The 23,845-nt window shown below is 73.4% G+C and carries 17 protein-coding genes, 1 tRNA gene and 1 pseudogene; 10 read left to right on the forward strand and 9 right to left on the reverse strand.

What is annotated here, in order from left to right:
* Window positions 1-82 precede the first annotated feature (82 nt).
* The 3 genes from ACGFNH_RS27375 to ACGFNH_RS27385 all read right to left on the reverse strand — a co-directional run bounded on the left by ACGFNH_RS27375 (window position 83) and on the right by ACGFNH_RS27385 (window position 3,785).
* The gene (locus ACGFNH_RS27375) at window positions 83-1,195 is read right to left on the reverse strand and encodes a chitinase (protein WP_393658121.1); all 1,113 of its coding nucleotides are present in this window, start codon (window positions 1,193-1,195) and stop codon (window positions 83-85) included.
* 138 nt (window positions 1,196-1,333) lie between these two features.
* Complete coding sequence (locus ACGFNH_RS27380; RefSeq protein WP_393658123.1) at window positions 1,334-2,833, reverse strand: sensor histidine kinase; 1,500 nt, start codon at window positions 2,831-2,833, stop codon at window positions 1,334-1,336.
* Between the two features lie 262 nt (window positions 2,834-3,095).
* A complete protein-coding gene (locus ACGFNH_RS27385) occupies window positions 3,096-3,785 on the reverse strand; it encodes a response regulator transcription factor (RefSeq protein ID WP_393658125.1) in 690 nt (229 codons plus the stop codon).
* Window positions 3,786-3,869: 84 nt separating this feature from the next.
* On the opposite strand from ACGFNH_RS27385, the gene ACGFNH_RS27390 reads away from it, so the two are divergent.
* Window positions 3,870-4,406 (forward strand): hypothetical protein, encoded by a 537-nt coding sequence (locus ACGFNH_RS27390; RefSeq protein WP_393658127.1) that lies wholly within the window; start codon window positions 3,870-3,872, stop codon window positions 4,404-4,406.
* A 226-nt stretch (window positions 4,407-4,632) separates the two neighbouring features.
* Here the strand turns inward: ACGFNH_RS27390 and ACGFNH_RS27395 are convergent, their stop codons facing one another.
* Window positions 4,633-5,487: a spermidine synthase gene (locus ACGFNH_RS27395; protein WP_393658128.1), complete on the reverse strand. Its 855-nt coding sequence runs from the start codon at window positions 5,485-5,487 to the stop codon at window positions 4,633-4,635.
* A 353-nt stretch (window positions 5,488-5,840) separates the two neighbouring features.
* Window positions 5,841-6,308, reverse strand: coding sequence for a hypothetical protein (locus ACGFNH_RS27400; protein ID WP_393658130.1), 468 nt, complete (start codon window positions 6,306-6,308; stop codon window positions 5,841-5,843).
* Window positions 6,309-6,602: 294 nt separating this feature from the next.
* Here ACGFNH_RS27400 and ACGFNH_RS27405 point away from each other — a divergent pair, with 294 nt between their 5' ends.
* Entirely contained in the window at window positions 6,603-7,982 is a 1,380-nt protein-coding gene (locus tag ACGFNH_RS27405; RefSeq protein ID WP_393658132.1) for a tetratricopeptide repeat protein, read from the forward strand.
* 438 nt (window positions 7,983-8,420) lie between these two features.
* Here ACGFNH_RS27405 and ACGFNH_RS27410 read toward each other — a convergent pair whose 3' ends face one another.
* Window positions 8,421-9,038 (reverse strand): histidine phosphatase family protein, encoded by a 618-nt coding sequence (locus ACGFNH_RS27410; protein WP_393658134.1) that lies wholly within the window; start codon window positions 9,036-9,038, stop codon window positions 8,421-8,423.
* 263 nt (window positions 9,039-9,301) lie between these two features.
* Between ACGFNH_RS27410 and ACGFNH_RS27415 the strand changes: the two genes are divergently transcribed.
* The 7 genes and pseudogenes from ACGFNH_RS27415 to ACGFNH_RS27445 all read left to right on the forward strand — a co-directional run bounded on the left by ACGFNH_RS27415 (window position 9,302) and on the right by ACGFNH_RS27445 (window position 17,066).
* Window positions 9,302-10,480 (forward strand): phosphatase PAP2 family protein, encoded by a 1,179-nt coding sequence (locus tag ACGFNH_RS27415; RefSeq protein WP_393658136.1) that lies wholly within the window; start codon window positions 9,302-9,304, stop codon window positions 10,478-10,480.
* Window positions 10,374-11,672, forward strand: a pseudogene (locus ACGFNH_RS27420) (hypothetical protein); the annotation flags it as partial. The gene ACGFNH_RS27415 and the pseudogene ACGFNH_RS27420, both read left to right, overlap by 107 nt.
* 184 nt (window positions 11,673-11,856) lie before the next feature.
* Window positions 11,857-13,416 (forward strand): hypothetical protein, encoded by a 1,560-nt coding sequence (locus ACGFNH_RS27425; protein ID WP_393658138.1) that lies wholly within the window; start codon window positions 11,857-11,859, stop codon window positions 13,414-13,416.
* A 79-nt stretch (window positions 13,417-13,495) separates the two neighbouring features.
* Complete coding sequence (locus tag ACGFNH_RS27430) at window positions 13,496-14,851, forward strand: AAA family ATPase (RefSeq protein WP_393658140.1); 1,356 nt, start codon at window positions 13,496-13,498, stop codon at window positions 14,849-14,851.
* 241 nt (window positions 14,852-15,092) lie between these two features.
* Window positions 15,093-15,461 (forward strand): hypothetical protein, encoded by a 369-nt coding sequence (locus tag ACGFNH_RS27435; RefSeq protein ID WP_393658142.1) that lies wholly within the window; start codon window positions 15,093-15,095, stop codon window positions 15,459-15,461.
* A gap of 913 nt (window positions 15,462-16,374) precedes the next feature.
* The gene (locus tag ACGFNH_RS27440; protein WP_393658442.1) at window positions 16,375-16,899 is read left to right on the forward strand and encodes a bifunctional DNA primase/polymerase; all 525 of its coding nucleotides are present in this window, start codon (window positions 16,375-16,377) and stop codon (window positions 16,897-16,899) included.
* Between the two features lie 93 nt (window positions 16,900-16,992).
* Window positions 16,993-17,066 (forward strand) — tRNA-Lys (locus tag ACGFNH_RS27445).
* Between the two features lie 127 nt (window positions 17,067-17,193).
* Here the strand turns inward: ACGFNH_RS27445 and ACGFNH_RS27450 are convergent.
* Window positions 17,194-18,438, reverse strand: a complete 1,245-nt coding sequence (locus ACGFNH_RS27450; RefSeq protein WP_393658143.1) for a M6 family metalloprotease domain-containing protein — start codon at window positions 18,436-18,438, stop codon at window positions 17,194-17,196.
* A 927-nt stretch (window positions 18,439-19,365) separates the two neighbouring features.
* Here ACGFNH_RS27450 and ACGFNH_RS27455 point away from each other — a divergent pair.
* Window positions 19,366-21,021, forward strand: a complete 1,656-nt coding sequence (locus ACGFNH_RS27455) for a putative bifunctional diguanylate cyclase/phosphodiesterase (RefSeq protein ID WP_393658444.1) — start codon at window positions 19,366-19,368, stop codon at window positions 21,019-21,021.
* 24 nt (window positions 21,022-21,045) lie between these two features.
* Here the strand turns inward: ACGFNH_RS27455 and ACGFNH_RS27460 are convergent, their stop codons facing one another.
* Both ACGFNH_RS27460 and ACGFNH_RS27465 read right to left on the reverse strand, forming a co-directional pair.
* The gene (locus ACGFNH_RS27460; RefSeq protein WP_393658145.1) at window positions 21,046-22,161 is read right to left on the reverse strand and encodes an LLM class flavin-dependent oxidoreductase; all 1,116 of its coding nucleotides are present in this window, start codon (window positions 22,159-22,161) and stop codon (window positions 21,046-21,048) included.
* Window positions 22,162-22,766: 605 nt separating this feature from the next.
* Complete coding sequence (locus tag ACGFNH_RS27465) at window positions 22,767-23,501, reverse strand: decarboxylase (RefSeq protein ID WP_393658147.1); 735 nt, start codon at window positions 23,499-23,501, stop codon at window positions 22,767-22,769.
* Between the last annotated feature and the right edge of the window lie 344 nt (window positions 23,502-23,845).

The raw sequence follows: 23,845 nt of genomic DNA on the forward strand, positions 1-23,845 counted from the left end.
CCCGGCCGGAGGGGGGGTGTCCGGGCCGGGGCGGGCGTTGGGGGGTAGCAGTCCGGAAGACGGGATCCGGGGCGGACGGGTTTCAGTCGTTGTACGCACCAAGGACCCGGGTGAACGCCAGCTCGTCCTCCAGGATCGAACTGCACGTCGCCTGGGCCGACTTCTTCTTGCCGCCGGGGCACGGCTTGTCGCGGGTGGAGGACCACATCGACAGCCACGCCAGGTCCTTGGACTCGGCGAACCTCACCAGTTCCTTCGCGTCGTCCAGCGTGAAGGTCTCGGTCGTGACGTCGTTGAGCCCGATCATGGGGGTGACGGCGAGGGTCTTCCACGCGTCCGCGTCCGAGAGGCCCAGCGCGCTCTTGAGCTGCTTCTGCGTCGCGGTGGCCGCCTGGATCGCGTACCGGCCCATGTCATCGCTGAAGCTGGTGCCGTAGTCCATCGCCATGATGTTGACGGCGGAGATCTTGACGCCGTTCTTCCGGGCGTCGGTGAGCAGGTCCAGGGCCTTCGGGTTCAGCCCGGCGGGCATCACGGGCAGGGTGTACGACACCTGGAGATCGGGATGCTCCTTCTGGAGCCGGGCGACGGCCTGTGCGCGGCGGGTGTTGGCCGCCGTGTCGGTCAGTGCGTCGCGCTCGATGTCGAAGTCGATCTTGGTGAGCCGGTAGGTGTCGATGATCCTTCCGTAGGCGTCGGCGAGCTCGGAGACGGACCGGCAGGACCGGCCCAGCTCCGATCCGCCCTGGCCGCCGAACGACAGGCGCACGTCCCCGCCCTCCGCGCGCAGATCGTCGATCCCGTCGGCCACCGCGTTGTCGGTCAGGGCCGACTTGCCGCCCCACTTCGGCGTGCACCCCCCGCCACCGGGGCTGATGAAGGCGAGGTTGAACTCCTTCACCCCGGTCCTCCCGGCCGTGTCCACCATGTCGTAGGGCGGGGAGAGCGTGGTGTCGATGTACGGGGCGAAGCGCGCGTACGGGGGCCGCGGGTCCTTTGTCTTCGTGGGCGAGGACCCGGGGGTCCGCTCCGGGCCGGACGACGGCGTACGGGACTTGCCGGACGGCCCATGCGAAGCCTTGTCGTCCGTGCCGGTCAGCAGGTACACACCCCCGCCCACGACGGCGGCAGCGGCGACGATCGCACCGGCCACCACGGCCGTGCGGTTCGTCCCGCGCCCGTGCGCCCTGCTCATGGCGTCCTGGCCCCTTCCCCGGTTCCGAGTGTCTGCACAAGCACGCTAACGCGCGGACGAACAGGACAAGCCAAGATCGGGAGCGAGGTGAGACTTCTTACAGATCGCCCGGCCGGGCACGGTCGGGCTCGCCCGGGCCTACCCGGGCCTGTTTCCGCGGGAGTTCCCTCCGCCGGGCCGCTTTCCCTCCGACGCACCGGCCGCCTTCCGGCCCCGCCTCCGCCGGACCATGCGATGCCCCCGGCCGCCCGGGAGGAGGCGCCGCCGGCCGGCGAGCCCGAGCCGGACGCGTACCTCCGTGCCGCCCAGCACCGAGGGCCCGATCCGTACATCACCGCCGGTGGACTCGGCGACGCGGCGGACGATGTCGAGTCCCAGCCCGGTCGAGCCGGGGCCGCCGTCGCCGTGGCCGCGCCGCAGTGCCGCGTCCGGGTCATCGATGCCGGGCCCGGCGTCCGAGACGAGCACGATCACCGCGTCCTCGCCGTTGTGCACATCCACGGAGAAAGCGGTGCCCTCGGGGGTGTGCCGGAAGACGTTGCCGAGCATCGCGTCGAGTGCGGCGGCGAGTTCGGGCCGGGCCACCGGCACACGCGCGGCCCGTTCGACCCCGGCCATCCGTACCTTCCGGCCCTCGTCCTCGGCGAGCGCGGACCAGAAACCCATGCGCTCGCGGATCACCTCGGACGCATCGCACCCGGCGCCGGTCCCCAGCGGACCCTGCGTCTGCGGCTTCTGATCGCGCGCGGTGCGGATGATCCGGTCGACCTCACCCTCGAGCTGGGCGACCGCTGCCCGGGTCTGCTCGGCGGCGGCGCTCTCGCCCAGGGAGGCGGCGTTGAGCCGCAGCACGGTCAGCGGAGTGCGCAGCCGATGGGAGAGGTCGGCGGCCAGCTCCCGCTCGTTGGCCAGCAGTTGGACCACCTGGTCGGCCATGGAGTTGAAGGCGACGGCGGCGGCCCGCAGTTCGGCGGGGCCCCTCTCCGGGACGCGCGAGGCCAGCAGGCCCTCGCCCAGATCCTGCGCGGCGCCTGCGAGTTCCTCCGCGGGCCGGACCATACGGGTGCCGAGCCGGTCGGCAATGGCGACGGAGCCGACGATCAGGGCGAGGCCGACGACGGCGAGGACGGCCCAGGCGGTGGTGACGCCGTTGGTGACCTCGCTGTCGGGCACGAACACCTCGACGACGGCGACCTGTCCGGACCCGATGGCGGTCGGCTGAAGCAGCGCGTATCCGCCGGGCACCGACGAGATGGAGGCGCGGCCCATACGTGTCACGGTGGCCAGATCGGCGTCGGTGACGCGCCGCTTGCCGATCTCCACGGCGGAACCGTCACCCGGCCCTGCGGTGCCGCGCGGCCCCGAGGAGCCCTCGCCGCCGGACGTCTGCCCGGCGGCGGGGACGTGCACCGCCATACGCCCCTCGGCCCACAGCTCCGTACTGGCGACGGCGCGTTGGAGCGGTCCGCGGTCGGTGGTGATGGCGAGGGCGGGGCCGAGGGTCGCCGCCTGGCGCTCGGCGTTGGAGAACGCCCGGTCGCGCGCCATCTCCTTGACCACGAGGCCGAGGGGGACGGCGAAGGCGACCACGACCATGGCGGTGACGGCCAGACACACCTTGACCAGGGCCCATCTCATCGCGGCTCCCGGGTGCCGGGGCCGCAGGTGCGGCTGCACTGCGCGGACCGCGGGGGCCACGGAGCACGCGGGGCACGCGGGGCACGCGGGGCACGCAGTCCGCGGCGTATGCGGTCCGTGATCGGGGCGCGGGACGCCGGACGGACGCGGGACGCCGGACGGACGCGGGACGCCGGACGGACGCGGGCCGGCGGTCGGACTCGGGACGCCGGACGGACGCGGGACGCCGGACGGACGCGGGACGCCGGGCCCGGGCGGCCGGTCACGCGGGAGGCTCCAGCTTGACCCCGACCCCACGCAACGTGTGCAGATAGCGGGGCTCGGCCGCCGTCTCGCCCAACTTGCGCCGCAGCCAGGACAGATGGACGTCGATGGTCTGGTCGTCCCCGTAGGCGAGGTGCCAGACCTCGGCCAGCAACTCCTTGCGGGCCACGACCACTCCGGGCCTCTCGGCCAGGAAGGCAAGCAGATCGAACTCGCGGCGCGTGAGGTCGAGGGCCGCCCCGTCCAGCTCCGCCTGGCGCCGCAGCCGGTCGATCTCCAGGCCGCCGACGCGGATCGCCCGGGGCGCCGGCCCGGCGCCCGCGGTTCCCCGTGCACGGCGCAGCACCGCGGCCATCCTGGCGGAGAGGTGCTCCACGGAGAACGGTTTCACCAGGTAGTCGTCGGCACCGTCGTTGAGGAGCCGGACGATCTCCGTCTCGTCGTCCCGCGCCGTCGCGATGATCACCGGGACGTCGGTGACCCCGCGCAGCATCTTCAGGGCCTCCGCCCCGTCGAGGTCGGGCAGCCCGAGGTCCAGGACGACGACGTCGAACCGGACATGGGCCACTTCGCGCAGCGCCTCGAGCGCCGTGCCCACGCTCCGCACGGTGTGGGAGGCCTCGGTGAGGTGCCGGATGAGGGCTGAGCGCACGAACTGGTCGTCCTCGACCACGAGCACACTTGCCATGCGCGGCACCGTACGCCATCTCCGTCATGGGCGTCCCGCCCGGAAGCATCGCCGGGAATCGCCGTGTGCGGCAGTATGAGCCGCATGCAACGAGGCCTCGTACACGCCGTGGCGTGGACGCTCGCGACGGGTGCGGCGGTGACGCTGTCGTGGTGGGGCGTCCACACCGTGCTCGCCGGGACGGCGTACGACCCGCCGCGTGCGCTCCCCGTGACCGCCGACGCCACCGAGCGCACGGGAGCTGCGGACGGCGCGGAACCGGAGTCCTCCTCCACCCGCCGCGGCACGCCTTCTCCGTCCGGCTCGTCACAGGCCGAACCGCCCAAGGAACCGGCGAAGAAGCCGGGCCCCTCCGCCACGGGCCCGGGCTCCGGGCCGTCCGGCACGACCGGCACGACCGGCGACGTGAAGAGCTACAGCGCCACGGGCGGCCGCGCGGTCTTCGAACTCGACCGGTACTCCGCCGAGTTGGTCTCGGCGACGCCGGACTCCGGCTGGCGCGTCCAGGTGTGGAAGCAGTCGGAGTGGATCCGGGTGAACTTCACCAAGGACGCGAGGACGACGTCGGTCTTCTGCACGTGGAACGGCCATGCGCCCACCGTCCAGGTCGTCGACGCGTAGCCGCAGAGCCGACGCGCGGCCACGTCCGTACAGGCGGAGGCACAAGGTCCGTACGACGGCGTCCCCACGGGCTTCCGTAGACCGGTCCCTTATACCGGTCCGTGCGTGCGGTCCGTGTGTGTGCGGGACCGCACTGCGGGCCGTGTGTGCGGTCCGTGTGTGCGGGACCGCACTGCGGGCCGTGCGTGCGGAGGCGGTGCGTGAGGGGCCCCCTGCGTGCGGGCCGTCAGCCGAAGGCGTCGTCCGGCGGCGCGGGGGACGGCAGCGCCGCCGCATCGCTCACCGGCACCGCGCCGCCGGTGAAGTCCGACAGCGCCTTCCCGTGTTCCACCCGCCCCAGTTCGGGGTCTCCCGCAGCGCGGCGCGTCAGGTCGGCGACCGGCAGCGCCCGGTCCGAGGCCAGCAGAACGGCGTTGCCGAACCGCCTCCCGCGCAGCACCGCCGGATCGGCCACCACGCACATCTCGGGGAACGCCGTCCCCACGGTGGCGATCTGCGCGCGCAGATGGGCCAGCGGGGGCCCGTCGGCGAGGTTCGCGGCGTAGAAGCCGCCCGGCCGCAGGGCCCTGCGCACCTCGGCCGCGAACTCCGTACTCGTCAGATGCGCGGGCGTACGGGCCCCGCCGAACACATCCAGGATGATCAGATCCGCCCAGCCGTCCGGCACCTTGGCGAGCCCGGCCCGCGCGTCGCCGCCCCTCACCCGGATCCGCCGGCCGCTCTCCAGCGGCAGCTCCCGCCGTACGAACTGGACCAGCCGGGCGTCGAGTTCGACGACCTGCTGGGTGGAACGGGGGCGGGTGGACGCGATGTACCGCGCGAGGGTGAAAGCGCCGCCGCCCAGATGCAGGGCCTGCAGAGGCCGGCCGGGCGGAGCGGAGAGATCGGCGATGTGGCCGAGCCTGCGCTGGTAGGCGAAGTCGAGGTACGCCGGGTCGTCCAGGTCCACATGGGACTGCGGGGCCCCGTCGACGAGCAGCGTGCGGGCACGCGGCCGGTCGGGGTCGGGGACGAGCTCGGCGACGCCGCCGTCCACCTCCTCGGTGACCGTCTCGGCACCTCGCCGTCTGCCCTTCACCATACCTCCAGTATCGCGCTGCACGCCCCATGGGCCGTACGGGCTCCCGCATCGCGGGGCCCGGGGCCGGCTCCGGCGGCTCTCGACTCTCGGCTCGCGGCACCGGGCACGGGCACGGGCACGGGCACGGGCACGGCGATTGATGGTCGGGCGCGACCTGTTCGCGCTCGGCGGCCAAGGCCCGGACGACCTCGCGGCGGACGACTCCGGGCCGCAACCAGGGGCCTGGTCACGGGCGGCCGTGCCGGCTGCGGTAGTGCGCGTGGGCCCGCGGCCGTACGGGATCCGGGAGCGCGAGGGCCCGCGCGGTGCCGTGCCGGGCCGTGCGGGGGCGTGCCGCGGGCGGAGCCGGCCGGTCAGCTGCAGCCGTCGGCCGCCTCGATCAGGCGGGCGGCCTCGCCCAGGGCGGCCCGGAGCACCTCCGGGTCGGTCACGGCGTTGTCGCCCGCGGGCGGCACCAGCCACCCGTCCCCCTCCGACTCCTCGGTGACCAGCGGCAGTCCGCGCCCGCCGGTCTGGGTGCAGGCGCTGCCGGGGACGTCCCATGCGTCGGCGGTCCCGGGCGGCACGAGGAAGCCGAGGGTGTCGCCTCCGCCGTCGAGCAGCACGGGGCCCACGGCCCCGGCATCGGCCTCCGCGCCTCCGGGAGGCGCCCCGGGGCCCACGGCCCGCCGCAGGATGTCCACCGCCTCCAGGCCCTGGCGCGCCGGGACGGTCACGAGATCGCACCCGTCCGCGGCTTCGGACGCCCGGCTGAAGTCCGGGCTGGGGTGATGCTGGGCAGTCGTCTGCGAACCACTGATGTCCACGCCGGCCTCCACCACGAGTAACCCCTCCTCCAAGAGGAGCGCCGCCGCTCCTCTTGAGGGTTCAACGCGGAGCGGCGTCAACGGCTACGGCGGCACGCCGCCGTAAAGGATGGCACTTCATGGCGGATCGTGGGTGAGATATCCGGTTTGTAGCCAAACCCTGGGTATTGCCACCGTCACAACAGGTACGGTCTGCCTCGCCGGTTCGAGCGTCCCGGACGGTCCAGACCGTCCCGATCGCGCACGGACCGGCGGCCCAGAGATCCCGCCCCCGACGGGGCGGAGCACCGTCAGGGAGAGGGCTCGGCCATGGCCATGCCGTCTGCGTCGTCGTCACCGTCCTCGCGAGCCTCCGCCGCGCGCCCCGCACCGCAGCCGAACACGGCGTTCCGGGACCTGCGCGGCTCGCTGTCTCCAGGCGAGTTCGCGGCCGCCGTGCGCCGTGCGGCGCGTGACATCGGGGAGCAGGTCTCCTGCGACGCGCGCTACATCGGGCGCGTGGAGTCCGGGGAGATCCGGTGCCCCAACTACGCCTACGAGCGTGTGTTCCGGCACATGTTCCCGGACCTCGCACCGGCGGACATGGGCTTCGCGGCCCGCGAGAACGTGCGCGGTCGGGGAGCCCGCGCGTATGGCATGGTGCCCGCGGCTCGTCACGAGCCACTTCCCCCTGTCACCACTCGCGAGGAGAGCGACGTGCTGCGTCGCGCATTCATGACCGGCGGCCCGGCCGCCGCCCTGGCCGCCGGGTCCCTGGGGCTCGGCTTCTCCCGGCCGCCCCGGCTCGCCGGGGAATCCGAGGTGGCCGAAGTCGAGGAGGCCGTACGCCGTATCCGGCTGCTCGACGACCGGCATGGCGCGGACGGGCTCTACCGGCGGGCCGCCCAACCGCTGCGCACCGCCTACGCCCTGCTCGACGCGGGCACCCACCGTCAGTCCACGGCCGACCGGTTGCACGCCGGTGCGGGTGAACTCGCCATCTCGGTCGGCTGGCTGGCCCATGACTCGGGCCGGTTCGCCGACGCCCGCTCGCACTACGGCGAGGCGCTCGCGACGGCGCGCGTGGCGGGCGATGCGGCCCTGGAGGCGCATGCGTTCTGCAACACCGCGTTCCTGGCGCGCGATGCGGGACGCCCGCGCGAGGCCGTACGCGCGGCCCAGGCGGCGCAGCGCGCGGCGCGGCATCTGTCCTCGCCGCGCCTGATGTCGCTGCTCGCACTGCGCGAGGCGGGCGGCTGGGCGCGGCTCGGTGACCGGGCGGCGTGCGAGGAGGCGCTGCTGCGCGCCCATACGTTCTTCGGGCGCGGGGCCTCGGACGACGACCCGGAGTGGATGTCCTTCTACAGCGAGGCGGAACGGGAGGGGCTGGAGGCGCAGTGCTGGTCCGCGCTCGGGGAGTGGGGGCGCGCGGCTGATCACGCACGCCGCGCGGTGGCCTTGCAGGACCCGCATTTCGCGCGCAACATCGCGCTGTTCACGGCCGAGCTGGCGGAGAATCTCGCGCGCGACGGGGCTCCGGACGAGGCGGCGCACTCGGGGCGGCGGGTGCTGCGGCTGCTGGACCAGGTCCAGTCGTCCCGCATCCGATCGATGCTGGACACCACGGCGGAGTTCCTCCGCCGCCACCACGCGGACTCACCAACGGTGGCCGACTTCCTGACCCGTCACGCGGCGACGGCGCACGCCTGAGGGCTGTCCCCACACAGGAGCCCAGGGGATGGGCGGGCGCGTGCGGGGGATCGCGCGCCGGGGTGGTGCGGTGCGCAACCACGGATGCCTGCGCGCATCAACTCACCTGCGGCGGCTTGCCCGTTGGCCTTCCTTGCCGTGCGGCCGCCTCCTCCACGGCCGGGTGCGGGCACGTGGAGCGGTCGGACGGGACGGATCACGGGCGGCGCGGGCCGGGCGGCCCGTACCGGACCACCGCTGTGGGGCCGCTCCACGCGCTGCCGTTCCCGCTGGTACCGGCAACAGCGACGAGGAAGCCGGGCACGTCCCCCGCATGCGGCGAGTCCTCAACTCCCCCGCACACCGCTCGCGTCCGGCACAGAGTGTCCGCGCGCACCGGGGAGAGCGAAGCGAGAGGCCCTTCGGTCCCCCGATGCGCGGCGACGGCGACGTGGCCCCTCAGCTCGGGGCGACCGGACCGGCGTGGTCGAGGTGGCCGAGGTCGTTCCAGCGCTCCAGCGCCGTCTCGCCGTACGCCCAGCCCAGGATCGACAGCGACGTCGGGTCCAGCTTGATACGCGCCCCGAAGGACACGTGCCGGCCGAGCCAGCGGGCGGCCAGCGCCCTCAGGATGTGCCCGTGCGCGAAGACCAGGACGTCGCGGTCCGCTGAGCAGGCCCACTCCACCACCGCGTCCGCCCGCCGCGCGAGTTCGTCGAGCGTCTCGCCGTCCGGTACGCCGTCCCGCCAGATGAACCACCCGGGACGCTGTGCCTGGATCTGGGCCTGGGTGAGGCCTTCGTACCCGCCGTAGTCCCACTCCATCAGCACGTCCCACGGTTCGGCCCGGTCCCCGAACCCGGCAAGGTCGCACGTCTCCGAGGCCCGGGAGAGCGGGCTCGTACGGATCTCCGCGTCCGGCAACCCTTGGAACGGCGACCGGTGCAACCGCTCGCCGAGGAGTTTGGCGCCGCGCCGCCCCTCGTCCAGCAGGGGAATGTCGGTGCGCCCGGTGTGCCTGCCGGACGTCGACCACTCCGTCTTTCCGTGCCGGACCAGCAGGATGCGCGGTGCCATAGGGACCTCTTCGCTAGACGAACGTGCGGTGCGGTGGCGCCTTTGTTCCTTTTGTGGCGCCGCTTTCCATCATCGCTCACCGCCCTGCGGACAACCCGGCGGGCGATCTCCGCGTCTTCCCTCTCGCACACCCGCCAACGGGGGCCGGACAGCAGGTGAACGTGGTGCTGCGAGGTCACCGGGGCAGTGTGTACCGGATCCGGCTTACACCGTACGGTTGACCGCGCGCCTGTTCGGCGCCTGAACACTTGGAGAGCGTCCGGATGCCCCGTACCGCGCCCGCACCCGTGCCCGCGCACCGCGCCGGAGGATCACGCGGCATTCTTCCTCGCTGGTGGTCCGAGCTGTCACTGCTCATCGTGGTGTACGGCGCGTACTCGGCGGGCCGGCTCCTGGCCCGGGGCGACACGGCGATGGCCGTCGACCACGGACTCGCCATCCTCCGCATCGAGAAGACGCTGTACCTCAACGCCGAGCATCCGCTGAACCGTCTCTTCACGGAGTACGCGTCCCTGGGCATACCCGCCGACTTCGCCTACGCCTCGCTGCACTACCTCGTCACCCCGGCCATCCTCGTCTGGCTCTGGAAGCGCCGCGCCGCGCACTACCGAATAGCCAGGACCTGGCTGATGGTCTCGACCCTCATCGGCCTGGTCGGCTTCACACTTCTCCCGACCTGCCCGCCCCGGCTCCTCGCCGAGGGGTACGGCTTCGTGGACACCATGGCGCAGTACGGCTCGTACGGCTGGTGGGGCGGCGAGGCGAGCGCGCCGCGCGGGCTCGGCGGGTTCACCAACCAGTACGCGGCGATGCCGAGCCTCCATGTGGGGTGGGCCCTGTGGTGCGGGGTGATGCTCTGGCGCCACGGGCGGTCCCCGCTCGCCAGGGCGGCGGGTGTCGCCTATCCGCTGCTCACCACCATCGTCGTGATGGGCACGGCGAACCACTACTTCCTCGACGCCGCCGCCGGTGCGGCGGTCATGGGGATCGGGCTGCTGCTGGCCCGGCCGACGCTGCGGCTCGGCGACAGGATCCGTGACCGGGTCCGCGTGCTTTCCTCCACCGCCGCCCACGCCACCCCGGACTCGCCCGACTCCCCCGGTCCGCGCGGCTCTTCGGCCCTCCCCGGCCCCTCCGCCGCGCCGGCGCTCCCGGCGCAGCGCACGCGCGCCGCCGCGACACACGACGCGGCAACCGCTTCCGCGGTCGCCTCCGTTGCGGACTCCATGGGCGACTCCCTGGCCGGCTCCCTGGCTGCCGGATCCGGCGCGGAGGGGGGAACCACCACGCTTGTCGGTGACGGATGCGAGACTTCGGCGGGTGAACGGTTCCCTCGACAGTCGAGCCGCGGCGGCCGATCCCAGGACGCCGCCACCGCGGTCGGCGCGGCCACCTCAGGCTCCACCCCGGCCGGCGACGGCGCTCCGGCAGCGGCTCGCTGAGCTGCGCGGGCCCACCGCGCTGCCGCATCCGCTGGACGCCCGCGCCCTCGCGGCGCTCGCCGCCAACCCGGGCTGCCGCCGCCGTGCGCTGCTCGACGGCGCGGGGGTGGACAAGGCGGCGCTCGCTCACGCACTCGGCGCGCCCGCGAACTTCGGCCAGTCCCAGTTCGCCTTCGTCCGTGGCAACGCATTCGAGGCACGCGTCCGGGCGGACGACGGGGCCGAGCTGATGCGCCTGCTGTGCGCGAGCCTCGGTGCCGGCCAGGAATTGCCCGGGGAGGTGTCCGTACCCGACCTGTCGGCCCCGGGCCCTGAGGGCCGGACGGCCCGTACGCGCCTGGCCCTTGAGGAGGCGACCGAAGCCGGCCGCTGGTCGCTGCTGTTCCACCCGATGGTGGCTCTCGACGTGGCGGGCTCGCGCGCGTATTTGGAGCCGGACGCGGTGGCGGTGCACCCGGATGGGAGATGGACCGTCGTCGAGGTCAAGTCCTTCCCTGTGGTGGACGGTTCGGCCGACGCCGCCAAGGTGGGCGCCGCCGCGCGGCAGGCCGCCGTCTATGTCCTGGCGCTGGAGGACCTGGCCTCGGAGCTGGGCGCCGCGGGCCCCGGCCCGGACAGCGGCGGCGGCCCGGACGGCGGCGGCCCCGTCCGGCACACCGTGCTGCTGGTCTGCCCCAAGGACTTCTCCAACCTGCCCACCGCCGAACCGGTGGACATCCGCAGACAACGCGCCGTCACCCGGCGGCAGTTGGAGCGCCTCACCCGGATCGAGGAGATCGCCGCCGCGCTGCCCGACGGCACCACGTTCGACCTCCGCCTCGCCGACGACGGCAGGACGCCGACACGGCCGGCCGACGAGCTGACCGCAGCCGTCGAGGCGGTCGGGGCGACGTACGCGCCGGACTGCCTCGCCGCCTGCGAGCTGGCGTTCCACTGCCGAGCCCGGGCGCGTGAGGCCGGTGCGGTGGAGGCTGTCGGCCGTTCGGCCCGCGGCGAACTCGGCGGCCTGACGACCGTCGACTCGGTCCTCGCGGCGGCCTGCGGCGAGGAGGGGGACAAGCGCCTCGACGGCGAGGAGTACGGCGTGGCCGACGCGGACGACCCGGCGGTGGCCGCCCTCCGCCGCGCCGCGGCCCTGCGCGCCGAAGCGCTGTCCACCACGGCCGGGCGGGGCGGTGCGGCATGCGGCTGACCCGACCGCACCCCGGGCACCCGCCCACCCTGCTCGGGCACCCGCCCACCGCTCCGGCGGGGCGCCCGTCCGCGAGGACGGCCCCGCACGGGGTGAGTGCACCACGCCGCGTCACCGCGCGGACAACCCGGCCCGCCACCGCCACCGCGACCGCCCATGTGCACCGCCGGGGACCGGAGTTCGCATGTCGCTGATCACGACGCTGGCCCGCCTGGAGGCCGTACGGGACGGTCGCGCGCGCCCGAAGACGACGGTGCGGCACCGCCAACTGTCCGCCCGCCCACTGGCGTTCGTCCCCCTGACCACCGCGGGCGAGGCCGGCGCGCCCCTGGGCGCCCTGGTCGGCACCGAGCGCGACGAGCCGCGGTTGCTGGCCGTGCCCCAGCCGCGCGACCGCGATCTGCGGTTCGCCTTCCTCTCCGAACTGGCCGACGCCGTCCTGCCGTACCTCGAGTCGTATGCGGACGGCGTCGAGACCGAGGAGCGCAAGGAGACCGATCCGGAGACGGGCAAAAGAGTCCCCGTCGAGGTCGAGTTGTGTGCGGACGCCCCGCAGATCCTGGTGCCCAGTACGGCGGGCGTGGAGTTCGTACGGCTGCTGGGCCGGTCGATGCGGTTCCGCCGCACCGCGGAGCAGGACCCCGACACCCCCTACCCGGCACCCCCGCGCGTGCCGCTGCTCGGCCGCTGGCTGACGCACTACGGCGAGCGGTCCCGCGTCCCCGGGTCCTCATTGCTGCTCTCGATGACCGGGGCGCTGTCGCGCCACTGGGCGACGGGCCAGAGCGACGTCGAGGACCAGCACCTGGGCGCGCTCCTGGCCTGGATCGACCCGGGGGAGGGCGAGTCGGGCGCGGAGGCTGCGCTGCGCGCGGAGCTGGAGCGCGGCCACGACGGGCTGCTGCGGTGCCCGCCCGCGGGACCCGCCACCGACCCGGTCTTCGACAACAAGCGGCTGGCCCCCGCGATGGTCCGCTACGACGCCGCACGCGCCTCGGACGCACCGAGGGCGGTCACCCGCGCCGAGGAGGAGATCCGCGACCTCCTCCTCTCCCAACTGCGACCGACATGGGACGCCCTCTGGCACGGTGTCGATCTGCTGCGCGCCCTCCCCGAGGGTGACCATGTCGCCGACCGCTGGAAGCGGGACCGCTGGTCCTACACCGGCCACCGCGACCGCGTACGGGCCGGTGAACCGCCGCAGCCGAAGCGGGACGACGCCGTCACGGCCGCCCAGAAACTGGCGGCGCGTGAGACGGCCCAGGCGCTGCTCGACGCCCAGGAGGCGCTGGACGACCCCCTGGTGATGGCGGGGCGACGGATGGCCGGCGAGGCGTTCGCGGGCGAGGTGACCGAGGTGGTCATGGCGTACAGCGAGGCGAAGGTGCCCCGGCCGCGTCCGCTCGTCACGATCCGCACCGGCGACCGGCCGCATCTGGCCGAATCCGTGAAGGTCCATCGCGCGCTGGCGGACGGCAGGACCCAGACGGGAGAGTTCGTGGGCCACGAGCCGGACGGCGGTCTGGTGGTGCGCCTGACGGGCGGGATGGGGCGCGGCAAGGTCCCCGAGCCCGGTTCGGTGCCGGAGTCCGGTGACCAGGTGTGCTGGACGGTGTTCGAGCACGCGCCGCGCGGCGGCCCCGAGTTGCCCGATCCGGAGCGGACACCGTGGACGCACGGCGGCCCGCCGGGGTCCGCGACCGCCGACAGCCCCGACCCCGTCACCTCGGAGGACCACCTGTGACGCGTACGCCCCCGTCACCCCTGCCGCCGCGGTCCGCGCCGGCGCCGGCCAGCGCCTGCGCTTCCGGGGAGGCGGGGCGGTGACGGACAACACCGACAGCCGCGGACTCGATCCGGGTGCCGCCGCGGCCCGTGCCACGGACGCGATCCTGCACGACACGCTGCACGGCAGGCACCGCGGTGTGGTCGTGGACTCGCCGCCCGGCGCGGGGAAGTCGACGCTCGTGGTACGGGCGGCACGGGAACTGGCCGCCGCGGGGCGCCCGTTGATGATCGTGGCGCAGACGAACACCCAGGTGGACGACCTCGCCGACCGGTTGGCGACCGCCGACCCGGACCTCCCGGTGGGCAGGCTGCACAGCAGCGAGCCGCACCCGTACGACCCGGTGCTCGACGAGCACCCCTCGGTCGTCATGTCCTCGAAGGCCGCTGATCTGAAGGGGCTGGAGGTCGTCGTCTCCACCGCGGCCAAGTGGGCGCACACCAAGGGCGTCGAGCCGTGGCCGCATGCCATCGTCGACGAGGCGTACCAGATGCGCTCGGACGCGCTGCTGGCGGTGGCCAGCCTCTTCGAGCGGGCGTTGTTCGTCGGCGACCCGGGCCAGCTCGACCCCTTCAGCGTGGTGGGCGCCGAGCAGTGGGCGGGCCTGTCGTACGACCCGTCGGCCAGCGCGGTGAGCACTCTGCTCGCCCACAACCCGGACCTGCCGCAGCACCGCCTGCCCGTCTCCTGGCGGCTGCCCGCCTCGGCCGCGCCTCTGGTCTCCGGCGCCTTCTACCCGTACACGCCCTTCCGCAGCGGCACGGACCACGGCGACCGGCGGCTGTCGTTCGGGACCGCATCCGACGGCTCGGCGGCGGACCGCGTGCTGGACGAGGCGGCCGCGTCGGGCTGGGGGCTGCTGGAGCTGCCCGCCCGGCGCACGCCGCGGACGGACCCCGAGGCGGTACGGGCGGTGGCCACGGTGGTGCGGCGGCTGCTGGACCGCGGCGGAGCGGCCGTCAGCGAACGCTCCGAGGAACCCGTACCGCTGACCGCCGACCGGATCGCGGTCGGCACCGCGCACCGCGACCAGGCGGCGGCCGTACGGGCCGCACTCGCGGAACTGGGCGTCACAGGCGTCGCGGTGGACACGGCGAACCGGCTCCAGGGCCGGGAGTTCGACGTGACGGTCGTACTGCATCCCCTCTCGGGACGGCCGGACGCCACGGCCTTCCACCTGGAGACGGGACGGCTGTGCGTGCTCGCCTCGCGGCACCGGCACGCATGCATCGTGGTGTGCCGGGCGGGGGTGGGCGATCTGCTGGACGAGCATCCGTCCGCGGAGCCGGTACAGCTCGGGGTGACGGTGAAGTTTCCCGACGGCTGGGAGGCGAACCACGCGGTGCTCGCGCACCTCGCCGAGCACCGGGTGACGTGGCGGGGGCCGGGGTGAACGCCGTCGACCTGGGCTCGGGCAGGGGCAGGGGGCGGCCGGAACCGCCGGGGCACGGCGGCGAGCACGAGGGGGCGGCACCCGACCGGACGCCCTCATTCCGGTGGGTACTTGCCAAGCGCGGGACAATGAAGGCGTACCCGGGCCCGCAGGGGCATGGGCAGAGGAAGCGTTGCAGCGAACGGAGCGATCGGCGCACCGGCCCGGCCGGGCGGCGTCGGAGAACGTCGGAGGTAGGTCCATGTCGGAGCCGCGGCCGGCTCATCATCAGGCGGACGACCCGCAGCGGCGGCTGCGGCCTGCGGCGCTGATCTTCGAACCCCCGGAGGCCGTGGAGGGCGAGGAGCACTTCTTCGACCTGGAGTCGATGGAGGATCCCGGCGAGCTGCTGGCCAGGGCGACGGAGCTGGCGGTGGCGTTCCAGGAGGCCGCGGACCGCGCCACGGAGTTCCAGGCCATCGCGGCAGCACAGCTCGCCGACCCCAAGCGGTTCGACAGGATCTCCCCCGCCGCGATCGCGGAGCGCGCGGACTGGAGCGAGGACTACGCCCGGAAGATGATCGAGTTCGGCCGCGAAATGCTGAAGGGCGGCGGCCCGGCCGCCGAGTAGTGCGGCGGGAGGCACGGCAGAGGCGGCACGTGGACGGGCCGGTGGCGGTCGCGGTGCGGCGGCTTTCGTGGACGGCCGCTTTCGTGGGGCAGCGGCTTTCTTGGGGCTCGGTGGGGCGGTCTGTCTGGTTCGGGTGGGGGTTGTTGCCCGGGTAGCGGCCGGTGATGGGTGCTTGAGCATCCGGACGGGCACAGGCCCTGGCTGAGCCAGGTACCCGGAAGTACTGCCGTCGCCCGGTCACGCAACAGACCGACCAAGGCGCCCCGCCCGGGCAGCCGACTGAGCCGGTCCCCGGAACCCGTCGCCGAAATGCTTGACCGAAGGCAAGCAACTCCACAACGGGTGCAGCGGGGAAGCGCACGGCCCCCGAGCGCCTGCCCGAACCCCGCCGTGCCACCGGCGAAGGCCCGCCGCGGGAGCCACCGACGGGCGGGCTCGCGGGCGGCCGACGCGCGGAGGGTGCGCGGTCGGTGCGCGGAGGGTGCGCGGTCGGTGCGCGGAGGCTGCGTGACGGCGCGCGCGATGCGGGCGATGCGGGCGTCGGACTCCCAAGCGGGGACGGCCCGTTGAGGGGCGGCCCGCGTTCCGCATCCGCAGGAGTCCCGGTACGCCCAGCGAGGCTGCGCACCGTACGCCATCACGGCCTGTTGTGTCCGGTTTTCCGGTAAATCCGGAAACGGAGCGAGCCTCCCGCGTAGGTGTATATGCCATGAGCGATTGGCAGCGGAACCTCCGGCACCTCGACACCGACCACCGTCTCGACGTCTTCGCGGCGGTCCGCGGCGAGAGCGGCGTGCGTGGCGGTGACGGCGTTCACGGCGGGGGCCGGAGCCACGGGGACGGCGCCCACAGCGCGAGCTGGGGCCATGACGAGACCGGCCGGCCCGCGGGGCCGGAGCCCGCGCCGGACCGCATGGCCGCCCGGGTCACCGCGGCCGGCGCCGAATGGCTCGCTTCGGCGAGCTCGTACCCCCGCAGCACGCTCGCGCTCTGGTCCGCCCGCCCCACCGCCCCGGTGGTACTCCCCTGCGGCTCCGTCTTCGACGTGATCAATGTCCCCGCGGTGTTCGGCCGCCGCATGCTGAGCCGCCTGTGGTCCGACGGCCCCGGCTCGGGGCCGGTGGCGGCGCATCGCGGACGGATGCTGATGTTCACCGCGCCCGGCACCGCGCACCGGCTCCCGGCCCTGCTCGGCTGGGTGGGCAATCCGCCGACGAAGTCGGGGGGCGAGTGGGGCGAGGCCGTGCCGCCGCTGCTGTGCCACGGCGCCGGTGACGCGGTGACCGTGCCGCCGCTGAACCCGCCGTCCTCCACCGAGGCCGACGGATCGCGCTGGCTGGTCGCCCCGGACGTACGGCATCCGTGGCTGCCGGGCACCGAGGTCCTGCTCTGGGCGTGCGTCCAGGCCGGGCGCAGCGGCGTACTGGTGCCGGGCTGAGGGGCCGGGGAAGCGGCTCGCAGGCCCTTGTCGGGCCCGGAAACTATCGATTTTCGTTCCGCAGGACCCGGATGCTAATGTCTTCCCCGTCGGGCGCCGCTAGCTCAGTTGGTTAGAGCAGCTGACTCTTAATCAGCGGGTCCGGGGTTCGAGTCCCTGGCGGCGCACACGTACGGTTCTTACCGTTGACCTGGGCTTTCTCCTCTGCGAGAGAGCCCTTCGTCATGTTCTGCACCTGCGCCTGCACCTTCTGCACCCGCACCGCATTCTTCATCGGCCGATGCGGCCCGGCTCTCACGGCAGGGTGGTCCGCACCGTCCAGCGGCCGGACTCGTCGGTGGCCAGCACCTCCACCGCCACCCCGCTGGCGTGGTCGGTCAGCCGCTCCCCCACGTTCAGAGGTGCGTCGGCCAGCGGCGGATAGACGGAAGCGGCCGGGCAGGCGGAGGACCGCGGATGCCCATCGAGGATTTCCACCGGTCCGCCACCGGAGGCGATGAAGCTACGGATCCGGTAGACGAGCACACCCTCGGTACAGGTCTCGCTGTCGTTGCCGTGCGCCTCCCGTGCCTCCACGGCGATCGCGGTCGAGAAGCCCGTACGGATCACCACCAGGCGCTTGCGTCCGGCGTTCGCGCCTCGGACGGACGGGGCGGAGAGCGGGTCCAGGCTGTGCAGGGTCGTACCGCTGCGATCGACGCAGCCGATCTGGTCCCGGCCCAGCCAGCCCAGCTTCCACTTGTGCCAGCCGAACGGCTCGGGCGCGAGTCCGAACTGGCTGCCCATGAGGTCCCAATCGCCGACATAGGTGTCCCAGTCGCTCTTGCCGTCCTTGGGGCGGTGGTAGAGGTCGGGCAGGTCGAAGACATGGCCGGTCTCGTGGGCGAGAACGTTCCGGTCGGGCGGATGCTCCTCGAAGACGGTGACGACCCGCCGCACATCGGTGCCGTCCGCCCGCAGGGGCTGGTCGAAATTGACGACCTTGGTGGCGTCGGAATCCACGCCCGGCGCGTCCGGGTCCGCCACGAGATACACCACGTCGTAGCGGCTGAAGTCCACATGGGGATCGGCGGCGGCGATGGCGTCGCGCAGATACGCGGAGCGCCGGGCCGGATCCCAGTCGCGCTTTATCCCGTACGAGGCCGACGACTGCGGCATCCGCACCCAGGAGCGCATCGGGTCCGCGTTCAGCCGGAACCTGCCGTAGGAGGCGCGCTCGAAGAAGCGGGAGGTATCGGGGAAGTAGTCGGCGGCCAGTTCGGCGGGGCCGACCTGGGGCTCGGAGTCCGGGAAGGACAGGAAGACCATCACGGCGTCGAGACTCCGCGCGGGGCGCGGGTAGGCGGCGTTCCAGGTGTCGTTGCCCTCGGAGTGGTGCTCGTCGGTGCGCTGCAGGGCGCAGGGACCGGCGGGACTGACGGCGGAGGCCGGGCCCGCGACCAGGGACGTGGCAATGACCGCAGTGAGGGAGGTGAAGCCGGCGGCGAGGCTGCGCAATCGCGACCGGTCCACTCGCCCGGGTGTCTGCGGACGCGGCACGTCGACCTCCCGGAACGGAATCGGGACACCTCATCCACCTTGCGATGGTTTGTCCACCGGTGCCCTGTTCCGCTGACCTGGTCGAGTGAGCCGCGCGAGCATGTTCATACATAACAGAAAGTCATTGCCGGTCCGGGAGGCGCAGAGCCGCTCAGAACAAGTGCAGAAACGATCGTCCACTTGTCACCGTCGCAAGAGCCCCCGGGCCCGTTACTGGAACGGCCGTTGCGCGAACCTCTATGATCGGCACATTTCCAGCGCGGATTCCTCCATGGGCGGCCGTACGCCATCGGCCGGACCAGCTCTACGAATCTGTACGTGACGAGTGCACTGCGGGAGCGAGCCGTGAGCGAATCCCCCGACGGACCGGGCCCCATGCCCCGCCGCATTCCACCGACGGTCACCGACCGTAATCGGAGGCGGCGGCCCGCCGGTCCGGTGTCGACGGTTACCGGAACCGGAGCCGCACCGGCAACCGGAATCGCGCCAGGGGCCGGCTCGGGGACCGGGAACGGGATCGGGCCGACGGCGGAGACGAGGACAGGGGTGGCCGGAGTGACCGGCGTCGGGGCGGGCTTCATCAACGGGATCCCCCACCGAACCGGCACCGGCGCGGGATGGGCGACCGGCACCGCCCGTACGACGGGAACCGTGGCCGGCTTTCTCGCAGGGATGCCCCGCGGTACGGGCGTCCGGACCGGCAACGAGACAGGCGCGGCAACGGGCGCCCCCACCGGTGCCGGTGCGGGATACCCGGCCGGGAGCGGCACTGCCCGGGGCTTCGGGACCGGGACGTTCGCGCGAAGAGGCGCGGTCGTCGGTACGGGGGCGGCCGGCACCCGCCGCGGTGTCGCGATCCGCGACGCCGGACCGCGCGACACCCGGGCCCAGGACATCCAGGCCGCTTTCAACGCCGCTCGGCTCGCGATGGCCGTGGTCGGCCGCGACGGCCGGGTGATCACAGCGAACCGCGCACTGGGGACACTGCTCGGCACCGACCCCGCACATCTCGCCCACGAGGCCGCCGCGGACCTCGTCGACCTCGGCCACGACTCCCGCGTCCGGGCCGCGTACGGCGAGGTCCTGCACGGTCACGGCGAACCGCTGCGCTGCACCCGGCGGCTCAAGGGACCGGACGGCCGGCCACTGTGGACCGAAGTCACCGTCGCCTCGCTGCCCGACCGCGGCAACGCGCTGCTGTCGGTGGCCGACATCACCGACCGGCGCGACCTTCAGGCCAGACTGCGCCATCTGCAGATGCACGACCCCGTGACCCGGCTGCCCAACCGTGCCCTCTACTTCGAGCGGCTGGCGGCGGCTCTGGGCCCCGAGGCGTACGCCCGCGGCGGTACCGGCAGGATCGGGCTCTGCTATCTCGACCTCGACGGCTTCAAGGCGATCAACGACACGCTCGGGCACCGGGTCGGCGACGAACTGCTGCGGGCCGTGGCCCAGCGACTCGTGCAGTGCGCCGAACAGGCCGGGTACGGCAGGCGCGGCGGCCACCTGGTGGCTCGGCTGGGCGGCGACGAATTCGCGGTCCTCGTCGAGGACTCCACCGGCACGGAACAGGTCTCGGCCCTCGCCGGCTCAGCGCTGACCGCGCTGCAGCAGCCGTTCGACCTGGCCGGACAGCGGCTGTCGGTATCGGCGAGCATCGGGGTCGTGGAACGGGTGACCGCCGGGACGAGTGCGACCGCGCTGATGCAGGCCGCGGACACCACGCTGTACTGGGCGAAGTCCGACGGAAAGGCTCGCTGGACGCTCTTCGACCCCGAGCGCAACGCCCACATGATGACGCGACAGGCCCTGTCCAGCATGCTGCGGCCGGCCGTGGAGCGCGGGGAGTTCACGCTCGAGTACCAGCCGCTGGTCGGACTCGGGGACGGGGCCGTACGGGGCGTCGAGGCACTGGTGCGGTGGCGGCACCCGCAATTCGGAATGCTGGCGCCGAATCGGTTCATCGGGCTCGCGGAGGAGGACGGCTCGATCGTCGAACTCGGCCGCTGGGTGCTGGAGAACGCCTGCCGCCAGGCGCGGCGCTGGCAACTCGACCACCCGGAGGCGCCACCGGTCTTCGTCAGCGTCAATGTGGCCGTGCGGCAGGTCTGGGACTCCGACCTCGTGGCGGACGTCGCCGGGATCCTGGAGGAGACGGGTCTGCCGCCCGAGCTCCTCCAGCTCGAACTGACCGAATCGGCGGTGATGGGCTCGGCCGGGCGTCCCCTGCAAGCCCTCCAGGCGCTCAGCGAGATGGGTGTCTCGATCGCGATCGACGACTTCGGGACCGGCTACTCCAACCTCGCCTACCTCAGCCGGCTACCGGTGTCCGTACTGAAACTGGACGGGTCGTTCGTCCGTGGTTTCCAGGACGCCGAACACCCCAACCCGGCGGACGAGACGATCGTCGAAGCGATGGTGCAGCTCGCGCACCGGCTCGGTCTCACCGTCATCGCGGAGTGCGTGGAGAGCGCCGACCAGGCCGAACGCCTGCGGCGCATCGGCTGCGACACCGGCCAGGGCTGGTTCTACTCCCGGCCGGTGCCGCCGGACCGCATTCCGGCGCTGCTCGGCGGGGTGTGAGTCCGGCCGAGCAGCGCCGAACGCTCAGCCGGCGTCCGAGTCCGGCAGCCCGTAGGCCCCGGCCATCAGCTCGTACGAGCGGAGGCGTGCCGACGGGGTGTGCGCATTCGTGGTGATCATGAGCTCGTCGGCGCCGGTGCGCTTGGCGAGGGCGTTCAGGCCGTCGCGGACCTCCTCGGCCGTGCCGTGGACGACGTTCGCCAGCCAGCTGTCGGCGAACTCCCGCTCCACCGGGCTCCATTCGTACGCCTCGGCCTCCTCCGGCGAGGGGATCAGGCCCGGCCGCCCGGTGCGCAGCCGCACCATCGACAGGGCACCGGTCAGCGCCTGACGCCGGGCCTCCTTCTCCTCGTCCGCCGCCAGCGCCGAGACACCGATGAGCGCATACGGCTCGCTGAGCACCTCCGAGGCACGGAACGCCTCGCGGTAGAGATCGAGGGCCGGCAGTGTGTTGGCCGCGGAGAAGTGGTGGGCGAAGGCGAACGGCAGGCCGAGCATCCCGGCGAGCTGGGCGCTGAAACCGCTGGAGCCCAGCAGCCACACCGGCGGGCGCGCGGGCGACTGCACCCCGCCCGGAGCCGTGGCCTGAACGGGCCCCGGCACGGAATGAATACGGCGGTACGGGTGGCCGTCCGGGAAGTCGTCGTCGAGGAACCTGATCAACTCGGCGAGCTGCTGCGGGAAGTCGTCGGCCCCCTCTCCGCCCTGTGCCCCGCGCCGGTCGGTACGGCGCAGCGCCGCCGCCGTGGCGCCGTCCGTGCCGGGGGCGCGGCCGAGGCCGAGGTCGATCCGCCCGGGAGCCATGGCCTCCAGCGTCCCGAATTGCTCGGCGATCACCAGCGGAGCGTGGTTGGGCAGCATGACTCCGCCGGAGCCCAGGCGTATGCGGTCGGTGTGGGCGGCGAGGTGGGCGAGGATCACGGCCGGGGAGGAACTCGCGACACCGGGCATCGAGTGGTGCTCGGCGACCCAGAAGCGGTGGAATCCGAACCGCTCGGCGGTCCGGGCCAGCTCGACGCTGGTCCGCAGCGCGTCGGTCGCCGTCAGCCCGGTGCCGACGGTGGCGAGGTCGAGTACGGACAGCGGAACAGGGGCAGTTCCGTGCGCCGTGCCTCGGATCGTTGCGTGCGGTGTGGCCATGCGGCCCGCCCTCCTGGTCGATCGGCTTCCACTCCACCACAACCGGAGAGGGGCTCCGGTTCATTCCCTGGGGTCGTGGGAGCCCGGGGGTCATGTGAACCCGAAGGTCGCGTGAAGCGGCCACTGAACCCGAAGGTCGTGTGAAGCGGCCACGCGCTTCCGGCGGGCGGCTTTCACCGTGAGGACACCCGGGGCCCTTCCTGCTCCTGCGGGTGCCGACCCCCTGCGCTCACCCGCAGAACGCCGTGCCCACGGGCCGACGGGCCGCCCGACAACAGCACGCCCTCCGCACGGAGGCGACACCGCTCGGCCAGGCTCACCCCTCGGCCCACGGGGTGCCAGGCATCGGACGTCTCAAAAACGTCAGCGCCTCGCCTCTTCCTCTATTCCTCGCGCGCGGGCAGCCGAGACCGCCCGCGCGGGCCGCCCGACCGTCACAGCCCGCGCGGGCCGCCCGACCGTTACAGCCCAGAGGTCGCCGCAGGACCTCAGGACCTCGGCCAACCTGCATCCCGGCTGCCGGTGCGCCCCGGCCGCCGCCCCTGCCCCGCCGGGAGCGCCTGCCGGGCAGGACTGCCCCGCCCGGCAAGCGCCGGTCACGACGGTCAGGCCTTGGTGAACAACGTGCCGAGGTTCGGGCGGGAGACCGAGCGGTTCAGGAGGCGGAGACCTTCCCAGGTCGTGACCTGGTTGGCGGTCAGCACCGGCTTGCCGAGCTGCGCCTCGAGCTCGACCAGATAGGCGGCGGTGTGCAGAGCCGTGTCCGGCAGCAGGACGACCTGAGCGTCGGGGTGGTCACCCGCGCGGGCCAACTCCAGCACCTCCTCCTGCCCCCAGGTGCCGACCTCGGCCGCGGTGATGATCCCGCTGCCGCGGATCGCGACGACCTCCGCTCCGGCCGCCTTGAGAAAGGCCATGAAGTGCTCGGCAACGTCCTCCGGGTAGGTCGCGGCGATGGCGACCCGCTCGGCTCCCAGCGCCTGGATGGCGTGGGCGAAGGCGAAGGACGTGCTGGACGCGGGGAGCCCGGCCGTCTCCGACAGCTCCCGGACCTGCTCCTGTGCGCCCTCCCAGCCGAAGACGAAGCTCGCGCTCGTGCACGCCCAGACCACGGCCTGCGCCCCGCGCGACTTCAGCTCCTCGACGCCCGCGGCGAGCCGGGAGGCCGAGCCCATCTCGAGGAGGGCGTCCACGCGGTGGGCGTCCTCCCCGATGTCCGTGTGGACCAGAGGGAGCCGGACGCCCGCGGCCAGCATTTCTTCGATTCGCGGATAGTCGTCCTCGGCCGAGTATCCGGGGTACAGGAATCCCACCGCGGGTCCTGTCGTCGCGTGCGTCATCTCCACCTCCGCGTCATGTGTCTCTGTTGATCCGTGGCTGAGTCCGGCCGGTTCGGTTCGCGCTCACCACCGTGGCACCCTGCCGCCGGGTCGCTCTGCACAACTGCTTTCAATACACCGGCCAGGGCGGCGAGGTTCCGCCCGCCGCTTCCCCTGTACGAGTGAGCCGGCCCGTTTGGCCCGGCCCGTGCAGCCGGGCCGGGCCGGCCGGCCGGGTCACTCCCACCGCTCCGGCTACCCCGCACCGACGGCCTTGCACCCGCACGCCCCGCCCCCGCACACCCCGCCCCCGCACACCCCAGCGCCCGTACGCCGTAGCGTCCGCGCGCCGAAGATCCGCCAAG

The sequence above is a fragment of the Streptomyces sp. NPDC048639 genome (assembly GCF_043199075.1).
In the GTDB taxonomy this organism is placed as follows: Bacteria; Actinomycetota; Actinomycetes; order Streptomycetales; family Streptomycetaceae; genus Streptomyces.

What these genes read in the sequence shown, in the direction of transcription:
- ACGFNH_RS27435 (WP_393658142.1), top strand. Translation starts at nt 15,093, where the DNA reads ATGTCGGAGCCGCGGCCGGCTCATCATCAGGCGGACGACCCGCAGCGG.
- ACGFNH_RS27460 (WP_393658145.1), bottom strand. Translation starts at nt 22,161, where the DNA reads ATGGCCACACCGCACGCAACGATCCGAGGCACGGCGCACGGAACTGCC.
- ACGFNH_RS27380 (WP_393658123.1), bottom strand. Translation starts at nt 2,833, where the DNA reads ATGAGATGGGCCCTGGTCAAGGTGTGTCTGGCCGTCACCGCCATGGTC.
- ACGFNH_RS27405 (WP_393658132.1), top strand. Translation starts at nt 6,603, where the DNA reads ATGGCCATGCCGTCTGCGTCGTCGTCACCGTCCTCGCGAGCCTCCGCC.
- ACGFNH_RS27410 (WP_393658134.1), bottom strand. Translation starts at nt 9,038, where the DNA reads ATGGCACCGCGCATCCTGCTGGTCCGGCACGGAAAGACGGAGTGGTCG.
- ACGFNH_RS27385 (WP_393658125.1), bottom strand. Translation starts at nt 3,785, where the DNA reads ATGGCAAGTGTGCTCGTGGTCGAGGACGACCAGTTCGTGCGCTCAGCC.
- ACGFNH_RS27465 (WP_393658147.1), bottom strand. Translation starts at nt 23,501, where the DNA reads ATGACGCACGCGACGACAGGACCCGCGGTGGGATTCCTGTACCCCGGA.
- ACGFNH_RS27415 (WP_393658136.1), top strand. Translation starts at nt 9,302, where the DNA reads ATGCCCCGTACCGCGCCCGCACCCGTGCCCGCGCACCGCGCCGGAGGA.
- ACGFNH_RS27390 (WP_393658127.1), top strand. Translation starts at nt 3,870, where the DNA reads ATGCAACGAGGCCTCGTACACGCCGTGGCGTGGACGCTCGCGACGGGT.
- ACGFNH_RS27425 (WP_393658138.1), top strand. Translation starts at nt 11,857, where the DNA reads ATGTCGCTGATCACGACGCTGGCCCGCCTGGAGGCCGTACGGGACGGT.
- ACGFNH_RS27440 (WP_393658442.1), top strand. Translation starts at nt 16,375, where the DNA reads ATGGCCGCCCGGGTCACCGCGGCCGGCGCCGAATGGCTCGCTTCGGCG.
- ACGFNH_RS27395 (WP_393658128.1), bottom strand. Translation starts at nt 5,487, where the DNA reads ATGGTGAAGGGCAGACGGCGAGGTGCCGAGACGGTCACCGAGGAGGTG.
- ACGFNH_RS27375 (WP_393658121.1), bottom strand. Translation starts at nt 1,195, where the DNA reads ATGAGCAGGGCGCACGGGCGCGGGACGAACCGCACGGCCGTGGTGGCC.
- ACGFNH_RS27455 (WP_393658444.1), top strand. Translation starts at nt 19,366, where the DNA reads ATGGCCGTGGTCGGCCGCGACGGCCGGGTGATCACAGCGAACCGCGCA.